Origin of the sequence: Candidatus Magnetobacterium casense (genome assembly GCF_019173545.1) — a bacterium.
Taxonomy (GTDB): Bacteria; Nitrospirota; Thermodesulfovibrionia; order Thermodesulfovibrionales; family Magnetobacteriaceae; genus Magnetobacterium; species Magnetobacterium cryptolimnobacter.
Map to the genome: position 1 here is coordinate 1 of NZ_JABXWD010000500.1, position 2,208 is coordinate 2,208.

2 protein-coding genes and 1 pseudogene are annotated in these 2,208 nt (G+C 51.2%); all 3 read right to left on the reverse strand.

Features of this window, described 5'->3' with window-relative positions; translation table 11 throughout:
* Positions 1-555: DegT/DnrJ/EryC1/StrS family aminotransferase (locus tag HWQ67_RS16865; RefSeq protein WP_218253852.1), on the reverse strand; the 555-nt coding region annotated here is incomplete at its 3' end.
* A gap of 2 nt (positions 556-557) precedes the next feature.
* Entirely contained in the window at positions 558-1,553 is a 996-nt protein-coding gene (locus HWQ67_RS16870; protein ID WP_218253853.1) for a kinase, read from the reverse strand.
* 30 nt (positions 1,554-1,583) lie between these two features.
* Positions 1,584-2,208: pseudogene (locus HWQ67_RS16875) on the reverse strand (NAD-dependent epimerase/dehydratase family protein); the annotation flags it as partial.

Below are 2,208 nucleotides of genomic sequence, written 5' to 3' on the forward strand. Positions count from 1 at the left end.
GAAGAACGTGCTGAAGGTGTTGAGTAATCCAAATGTCCCGGTGTACCTGCCCTTGTGGGTGGCACCAAGGGATTCACAGTTGTCCTCAAACAGTATAACGCCGTGTTGGGTGCATATCTCCCGGATGGCCGTAAAGTCACAGGGATTACCCAGGATGCTGACGGCCACGACCATCTTTGTTTGTGGCGTGATGGCCTTTTTCAGTTCGTCTATGTCGTAGTTGAGGGTATGGAGGTCTACGTCAACAAACCTCAGTTTCAGACCGTACTGATGCAGCGGATAGTACGTCGTCGCCCAGGAGATGCAGGGTACGATAACCTCATCGCCACGCCGGAGGGGGGCATTACTCCTGAAAAACAACGACGCCACTGCTATAACGTTTGCCGAGGAGCCGGAGTTGACCATGACGGCATGTTTCATGCCCATGTATGATGCAAACTGCTCCTCAAACTCCCGGACATGCTTACCCATCGTAAACATGTCGCTGTCTATCACTGAAACCATTGCCTGCTTCTCCTCAGTTCCAAAGGTTGAGGAGGTTAACGAGTATTTCATTTTCACATCCTGTCTGGTTGATATACGACGATCTTTGAGCCATCAAAGTCGAAGTTAAACGGTACGTGCAGGAACTTGTCAAGCGCCCTTTTTATCTTAAAGTGGTCTCTTGGTTCGGCGTAAAACACCATGAAACCTCCCCCTCCTGCCCCCAGGAGCTTGCCACCTATGGCACCGTTTTTGATGGCCGTATCGTACATTTCGTCTATTTCGGGTTTAGTAATCTTTGTTGACAGTGTCTTTTTCAACTTCCACGTCTCATTTAAGAGTTCCCCAAACTCCCTGAGGTCCCTGCTGGGGGTGGTAAGTATCTTGTAGGCGTAATCGACCATTTCCTTCATCTGTGTCAGATTGTCGTGATTCTTGGGGATGTTCTTTATTTTGTCTCCCGCCACCTCGGAGGCATATCTGGAAAGCCCCGTGAAAAACAACAAAAATCGCTCCCTGAAACTATGCAACCTCTCAGGCTTCATTATGACGGGTTCCACGACGATCTCACCACTCTGCAAGAAGTTGATCACGTTCATTCCCCCGTATGCGGCAAAGGTCTGGTCCTGCGATCCCACGTTTTCCTTGATCAGGTCTTGCTCTACGTGTATGGCCTCCTTTACCAGCTCATCCCTGGAAGTCACCTGTCCCTCAAGTGCGTACATGGAGTTGAGCAGCCCCACGGTGAAGGATGAACTTGACCCCATGCCACTTCGCGCCGGAATGTCGCCATCGTGATGAATCGACACCCCATAGGCAACATTAAGGTACTTGAGCGTCTCTCTCACGGAGGGATGCTGTATGTCGTTGATTTCCTGGACGTTTTCCATCTTCGAATAGACTATCCTGTGCGTGAAGTCAAAAAACGGTGGCAGCCTCCTGACGCTCAGGTAGCAGTACTTATCTACGGCAACGCCCAGGACCTTACCCCCGTGCTTCAGATAATAGTCCGGGTAATCAGTGCCCCCGCCGAAAAACGATATCCTGTGCGGCGTGCGCGATATTACCATAATAACACCCTTATGTCCTCCTTATTTCTATCAGACGTTAGCAAACTGGTTGGGTCTTAGTATCTTGTAGCCCTTGAGCAGTTCCTTTATGCCGTCATCGAGGCAGTGGTCAGGGCGCCATCCCATGCCCTCTATTTTTGCGTTGCTGACGAGGTAATCCCTCTTGTCGGGGTCCTCGCCGACCTCGGCGGAATGGATGTAGAGTTTTGGCACGTATTCCTTGATTTTTTTCGCAGAGCTGACGTTTTGTCAGGTTTGCCGAACTCAGGCCGACGTTAAAGGGCTGTCCCTTCATCTTGTCATAGTTGTTGATGGTAAAGACGAAGGCCTTTGCCACGTCGCGGACGTGGATGTAGTTGCGCCTGAAGTGCTCCTCAAACAGAACGATGACGCCGTCCTTGTAGGCACGGTATGTAAAGTCATTGACCAGGAGGTCCATTCTCATGCGCGGACTCATCCCAAAGACGGTTGCCAGACGCAGGGTGACGGCGTTGCCTTTATCCAGGAAGGCCTTTTCGATTTCGACCTTTGCCACGCCGTACTCCGATATCGGTCGCAGCGGAGAGTCCTCCGTACACATGCTGTCCTTTTCACCGATCCCGTAGCCGCTGTTGGTGGTGGGAAAGATGGCCTTCTGTGAGGGGGATAGCCCTTT

Excerpts from the sequence above, each read along its gene's own strand:
- HWQ67_RS16870 (WP_218253853.1), bottom strand. The coding sequence starts at position 1,553 with ATGGTAATATCGCGCACGCCGCACAGGATATCGTTTTTCGGCGGGGGC.